We start from the raw sequence: 7,200 nt of genomic DNA on the forward strand, positions 1-7,200 counted from the left end.
CAAATGACAAATGACAAATGACAAATGACAAATGACCCCCAATCCCTTGAGTAAATAAAAAAAAGATCCGGAAAATCTATAAAAAATTAGCTTATTTAGACGGGCATAAAATAAGTAACTAATCAGTACCGTCAGGGTTCATTGGATTCAATTGCTATCAAGATAATCCACAAGAACTGGTCTATGATGAATAAAATAAGCAGCTATCCCCTCGTTTTAATTACTTTATCGTTACTGAGTGCAGTAACGGTTACTCTAGGAAGTCAGGGAGAGAGAGTCGATGGGGGTAAAGTCCTGGCAAATGTTCCCACAGTTCAGCCGAGTATGAACGCCCAGCAACGGATTATTTATGTTGATCCCAAGCGGGGAAATGATTCAGTCAGTGCCGGTCAAAGTGAAGCGAATGCGTTAAGAACGATTACCGCTGCTTTGGAACGAGCTCAGGCGGGAACGGTGATTCAGTTGGCCCCAGGACGTTATCATGCAGGGGAAGTTTTTCCCTTGAAACTGCAACCGGGAGTAATTCTGCGCGGGGATGAAAGTGGTCGCGGGGATGGGGTGGTGATTACCGGAGGAAATACCCATCTCAGCCGAATTTGGGCGGGTCAAAATATTACAATATTAGCCGGAGATAGTAGCCAAATTCTCGGGGTGACCGTTACGAATCCTAATCCTTATGGGACGGGTGTTTGGATAGAAAATGCCAATGCGATTGTGAGAAATAGTACCTTTACGAATAATAATCGCGAGGGAATTTTTGTATCAGGGACGGCGCAACCGATTATTGAAAATAATCAGTTTATGTATAATGGAGGAAATGGCATTTCGGTCACGAAGGAGTCGAAAGGGGAAATTCGCAGGAATGTGTTTCAGGATACGGGTTTTGCTCTGGCGATCGGGCATAATGCCGCCCCAGTTGTTGCCGGTAATCATATTCACCAAAATCGGATTGGGATTGTGGTGACGCAAGCGGCGCGTCCTGTTTTAGAGGGGAATATTATCGAGAATAATAGCGATTATGGGTTAGTGGCGATCGCCGAATCTCAGCCTCAGATTGCTGCTAATAATACCTTTCGCGGCAACGAACGGGAAAATCAATTAATCGCCCGCAATCCCCAGGGAATTCCGCCTACTCCGGAAGAATCCACGGGCATTCAGCGGGCTTATTTCACCTGCGAACCCTACGGCAACAATTATGCAACGGTGGCTCAACAAGGGTATGCCTCAATTCCCCAAGCGATGATTGTTTGGAAGAGTTCGGAGGTGGATTTACCGGAAAATCGCTGCAATGAAGTGACTCAGAAGTTAAACCAAAAGGTGACCGCTTATGGGGGTCAATTGCATAAAATGTTATTTGCGACAGGACGGGTGAATAATGACCGGGTGATTTGTTTGGTGAAGGATTTACAAGACAGTTGTCAGCCGGATAATATGTTGTTCACGTTGAGCGGATTTAATGCCAGTGACCCGACTCAAGTGTTACGGCAGTTGATTGCCTTTAGTGTGGAAGGCAAGGGCAATCCGGTGCAAGAGTTTGGTGAGGAGGCGATCGCTCCTTTAGAATCGGTGGCCCACAATCTACAACCGGCATTGGGATTGTGGTTTGTCAGCGCGGTCACTCAATAACAGTGCAGGCGATCGCCACTGTTTCTTTAGTTTTTTCTCCTCAATACCTTGGGGCAATTTGCCTCTATCAAGGCGCGGTTTATTCTGCGCTTTTTTTATTTTCACAGAAATTAGTTGCTGTAATTTTGAGGGTATCTCTGGGTAAAATCAGGCTGATTTGCCTCATTGCATCTTGCTTAAAAGATAGGAGATAGAGGTTGTTAGACTCATGAAGTAAAGATATTTACAGGAGTGCGAGCATCTTGCTCGCTATGACAATAGCGAGCAAGATGCTCGCACTCCCCTCCCAAAAATGTACTTTATAACGGTGGGAATCGCTATAAATGACTGGAAGCAGAGCCTCCAAAGGTTCGTGACTCGGTAGAGCCAAGTCACGAGGAATGAGGGGATATTTAAGGATTTACAATATGAATTTTAAACACCAATTATTACCAACAATTGTAACCGTTGCCGTGGCAACCTGGAATCCTCTCGTCTTAGCATTGACTCCGGCGGAAGTGGATGCGGTGGCATGGCAAGTTTCGGTATTAATTAGTCCGAATTTGACCCAACAGGGAGATGCGTTTTTAATTGAAGGGGAAAAAACCGGGAGTGGGGTGATTGTAGCGCGGGAGGGAAATAGTTATTATGTGCTGACTGCGTTGCACGTGGTTTGGAAACGGGGGGGATTTCATGCGATCGCCATGCCTGATGGACAGGTGTATTACGTTGATGCCTCGGAAAATAGTCCAGATATTATTCCCCTGGGACATCCTTCAGGAGAGTTGGGACAAACGATCGCCGGATTGGATTTGGCGTTACTACGGGTGCAAAGCGATCGCACCTATCCCTTTGCCCGAACTGCCCAAAATCCTCTCCAGGCGGGAACTCCGGTGTTTGTGAGTGGATGGCCCAATCCCGATGATTTGCGCCAAAAAATTCGCAGTCGCCAGTTAGTCGAAGGTGCGATCGCCGAAGTGACCCCCCCCTCGGAGGATGGCGGGTATCGCTTACTCTACAGCAATCTGACGCGCAGTGGCATGAGTGGGGGCGGTATCTTTAATGCCAATGGCGAACTGATCGGGATTCATGGCAGGGGACGGGGAGTCGAAAATAATTGCAGTACCCCAGAAGTCAATGCCCAGAACAGTTGTGGAATGTATATCGGTGAGTTTTTAGCGAATGATCGCGTCCAAAGTCTCCAGTTATCCTGGAATCAAACGCCCATCGATCCGGGGATGATTTACTATGGACTGACTTATACCAGTCAAATCGATCGCATCAATGGTTCTCCCGTGGCGCGCAGTACCCCACCTCCTGTCATCCCTCCAACTGTCACACCGGAGACACCCCAGACATCGCCATCCCCTCCACCCGTTGCCGAGTTTCCCACCCCCTCCCCAGAGGCGATCGCCTCGGCACAAACGATTTATTATGTTGACCCCAATCAGGGCACCAATGCTGCCAATGCCGGAATCACCCAAGACAATCCCTTTCGCAGTATCTCCTATGCGCTACAAGGTGCGCGTCCCGGAACAGTCATTTATCTCGCCCCGGGATTGTATAGCGCCCGGGAAACCTTTCCCCTGAAACTGAATCCGGGGGTAATTTTAATCGGCAATGAATCCCAGCAGGGAGAAGGGGTAATCATTCGCGGGGGAGGAATTGCGTCAACGCGCACTGCAGGACGACAAAATTATACCCTATTTGCCGGAAACAATAGCCAAATTTTAGGGGTAACCCTCACCAACCCCCATCCCAACGGAACGGGAATTTGGATGGAAGATACAAGCACTGCTTTGATTCGCAATAATACCTTGATGGATAATCCCCGAGAAGGGATTTTAGTCGGAGGAAACGCTACCCCTATTCTGGAAAAAAATCGGTTTATTAATAATGGGGGAAATGGAATTTCTATACTCCAGCAAGGGGCGGGAGAGATTAGAAATAATGATTTTACTAACAATGGAATTGCGGTGGCGATCGCAGGCATGGCAAATCCCTCGATTACAGACAATCATATTCGCAGCAACCGTAACGGCATCGTGGTTACCGCCTCAGCAACGCCAACTCTTCAAGGCAATATTCTGGAAGATAATCAGAATTATGGAATTTTAACCCTGGGATTGGCCGAATCTGCCCTCGGAGAGAATAATTTATTTAGAAACAATGGAGTGAGCAATCAATTAACGGCTAGAATTCAAGACTGGGGGTTAGACCTTCCTCCTAGAACTGTCACCTCTACGGTATTTGGTTGTGTGGAATATGAAGGCGGTTTAGCCACTTTTGCTTATACCGGAAATGGGTCTATTCCCCTACCTTTTTTAAACTGGAATAATACCGCTTCGGACTCGGGATTAAACCGCTGTCGGTTAGTCACTTCTAGTTTAAATAGAATTGTAGCTTTAACAGGTCAAGACTTATCGACGATGGCGCTTTCTACCGGACGAGTTCATAATAATAATGCGGTTTGTTTGGTAGAACAGTCAGGGGGAATTTGCCAAGATAGCAATCTGTTATTTTACCTCGGAGGAGAAGAACAGCGTAATCCCGGGGAAGGATTAGTCCCCTTACTCCCCTTCCCCTGGGAAACGGCGGGAAATCCTGTACAACAGGTAGAAACCGGGGCATTCATCCCCTTAAAAGACTTTGCACAACGCTTGAAACCGGAATCAGGGTTATGGTTTACAGATTAGGGGAGGACTGTCTGAAGATTGGGTAAAATTCGGTGAAAATGAATAGCCATTGACTGATAGGATTCTGTTGGCTAATCACATAGGGGGCCTGACCCCCTACCTACCTAGGAGAGTCAAGCCCGTTAAAATAGTACCCAAGAAAAACTCATGGCGGTTTAGGGACCCTACCCTGTTTCTCCCCTAATTTATGGAGTGAATCATGACCCTTCATCCTCAAGAACAATGGATTATTCCTGAACAAACCGTTGCCGTGGCAAGGGCCTCGTTCCCGTACATGAAACGTTTATATGCTCATGTATGAAGAACTAGGAAGACTCTATACAGATAAAGACTTTCTTGAGCTTTACCCGAACTGTGGTAAGTTAGCCCGGTCTCCGGCTTCTTTAGCGTTGGTTACCTTAATGCAGTTTGCCGAAGGATTAACCGATAGACAAGCAGCCGACTCAGTACGCTTACGGTTCGCTCATTTTTAAAGAAGCACAAAAGATGGCAATTTAATCCTTTCCTTATGACTAAAAAATAACCAAGTGTTCATTCAAAAATGGTAGGAGAGTTAAAGGGAGAGAGACTTTTATTAAAAACTCCAGATGGAGCTGACCAGTTTTTAGTGTAAAATAGAGGATTATCTAAACATCAGGACTCCTCAAGAGCCTGGGTATTGTAGCTCAAACCTTTGTAGTATAGGCAGGACATAGGGATGAACAACAACGAAGAATTAAATGCCGAAAGAGTAGATGACATACCTGTATTACTAGCCATATTAGAGCGGATGGGAATCCAAAAGCTACTGGACAAACACTTCATTACTCATGGAAACTGGCAGGGAATAAGTCTAGGATGGGTAGCGGTAGTATGGTTGAGTTACATTTTATCACAAGGAGACCATCGATTAAGCCACGTTCAGTCCTGGGTAGAAAATCGATTAGAGACCTTAAGTATTTCTACTGGGACTGCTATCAGAGCCTTAGATTTAAGTGATGACCGATTACAAGCAGTATTGCGATACCTAAGTAACACCTTGCCTTGGGAGAAATTTGAGCAAGAACTGGGGGGCAACCTCATACAAGTGTATGACTTAAAAGCCGAGCGAGTCCGCCTAGATACTACCAGTGCATCAACATAGCTGTGGCGTGAATGAACAAGGATTATTTCGATACGGGTACAGTAAAGATCATAGACCAGATTTAGCTCAAATTAAAGTGATGCTGGCCACCCTAGTGCAGATGTGCAAAAGAACATAATCAGCTATAATGAGAGGAAGAGGCAGAGTGGTCCCTGCCAGGGGCCTCGCCTCACGGTTCGATCTTGACTTAATCAATCATACCTACTCCAAAAGCTCAAGTCTGTACAATATCTTCCAGGCAACATCAGTTACTAGAACAAATATCGCGCAAAGCAACTAATCCCCATCGGTTAGTAGAAAGGGCCAAGTTAGTCTTGTTGGCTGCTGATGGAATCAATAATACCGAAATCTCCAATCGGTTGGAAATGAACCGGAATCAAGTGCGGATGTGGCGCTCGCGATGGGCTTCGGCCTCAGCTACACTGGCGGAAGCCGAAACCTCCGCAACTAGCGATAAAAAATTAATTCAACTGATTATATTGGTTTTAAGTGATCAACCTCGTTCCGGTAAGCCCGCCACATTTACGGTAGATAAGATTGTCCAAATTGTGGCAGTGGCCTGTGAACATCCCTCACAAAGTCAGCGGCCAATCAATGAATGGACCCACCAAGAATTGGCATCCGAAGTCGTTAAAAGAGGAATAGGAATCGTGTAAAAATAACTTGACCAATTAGACCCCCGGTGGGATACTTAAGAAGTAGCGCTGCGGCGAGCCATACAATTGTGGACAATGAAACCCTAAAAAGCATTCGAGATAAATATGAGTCATTATTACCTTATTTGAATGAAAAAACACGACGGATTTGGGCCGCAATTGAAGCGCGGTCTTTGGGATGGGGAGGTGTAACGCTTGTATCTAAAGCAACTGGACTATCCCGGACCACAATAAATTCAGGGAGCCGTGAACTGTCTGAATCCTCGGATACTCCATCAGAACAAGACCGAGAACGCATCCGTCAAGAAGGTGGTGGACGTCGATTACTAGAAGAAAAAGATGGAATGCTGCTATCCGATTTGGAATCTTTGATAGAACCCATGACCTTGGGAGATCCGGAGTCCCCACTAAAATGGACTTCTAAAAGTGTAGCCAAACTTGCCACGGAGCTAAATCGTGGGGGACACCGAATCAGTTCAAAAAGTGTCTACAATTTACTGGATTATCTAGGCTATAGCTTACAATCAAATCGAAAAACTCGGGATGGCTCATCTTGTCAAGATAGAGATGAGCAATTTTTACATATTGCTTCTGAGGTGAAACGTTTTCAAGCCGACAAGGAACCCGTAATTTCTGTTGATACTAAAAAAAAGGAATTAATTGGAGATTTTAAAAACGGAGGAGCCGAGTGGAGCCTTAAGGAGCAGCCTATTGAGGTCCGAATGCATGATTTTATAGACCCACACTTGGGTAAAGCGATTCCTTATGGAATTTATGATTTAACCAAGAACAAAGGATGGATAAATGTGGGAATTGACCATGACACGGCAGAATTTGCGGTGTCATCAATTCGTCATTGGTGGCAGTCAATGGGTCAAGATTGTTATCCTAATAGTCAAAAAATAATGATCGCCGCAGATTGTGGAGGGAGTAATAGCTATCGGTCGAGGCTTTGGAAGTTAAAACTTCAAGAGTTAGCAGACGAAATTCAGAAAACGATTCAAGTCTGTCATTTTCCTCCGGGGACCAGTAAATGGAATAAAATTGAGCATCGCTTATTCTGTCATCTGACTCAAAATTGGCGGGGTAGACCTTTGACTAGCTTGCAAGTCCTAGTTAA

At 45.6% G+C, this 7,200-nt stretch carries 5 protein-coding genes and 1 pseudogene; all 6 read left to right on the forward strand.

Annotated elements, in window-relative coordinates; translation table 11 throughout:
• Nucleotides 1-183: 183 nt before the first annotated feature.
• The gene (locus NG833_RS20185; protein WP_254567070.1) at nt 184-1,626 is read left to right on the forward strand and encodes a DUF1565 domain-containing protein; all 1,443 of its coding nucleotides are present in this window, start codon (nt 184-186) and stop codon (nt 1,624-1,626) included.
• A 407-nt stretch (nt 1,627-2,033) separates the two neighbouring features.
• Nucleotides 2,034-4,301, forward strand: coding sequence for a DUF1565 domain-containing protein (locus NG833_RS20190; RefSeq protein WP_254567071.1), 2,268 nt, complete (start codon nt 2,034-2,036; stop codon nt 4,299-4,301).
• Between the two features lie 199 nt (nt 4,302-4,500).
• Nucleotides 4,501-4,753, forward strand: a pseudogene (locus NG833_RS20195) (IS5/IS1182 family transposase); the annotation flags it as partial.
• Nucleotides 4,754-4,998: 245 nt separating this feature from the next.
• The gene (locus NG833_RS20200; RefSeq protein ID WP_254567072.1) at nt 4,999-5,424 is read left to right on the forward strand and encodes a hypothetical protein; all 426 of its coding nucleotides are present in this window, start codon (nt 4,999-5,001) and stop codon (nt 5,422-5,424) included.
• A gap of 260 nt (nt 5,425-5,684) precedes the next feature.
• Nucleotides 5,685-6,080 (forward strand): helix-turn-helix domain-containing protein, encoded by a 396-nt coding sequence (locus NG833_RS20205; RefSeq protein ID WP_309143872.1) that lies wholly within the window; start codon nt 5,685-5,687, stop codon nt 6,078-6,080.
• A gap of 68 nt (nt 6,081-6,148) precedes the next feature.
• A partial coding sequence (locus tag NG833_RS20210; protein WP_375293932.1) for an ISAzo13 family transposase occupies nt 6,149-7,200 on the forward strand: 1,052 nt, incomplete at its 3' end.

The sequence above is a fragment of the Oscillatoria sp. HE19RPO genome (assembly GCF_024220515.1).
Taxonomy (GTDB): domain Bacteria; phylum Cyanobacteriota; class Cyanobacteriia; order Cyanobacteriales; family Laspinemataceae; genus Laspinema.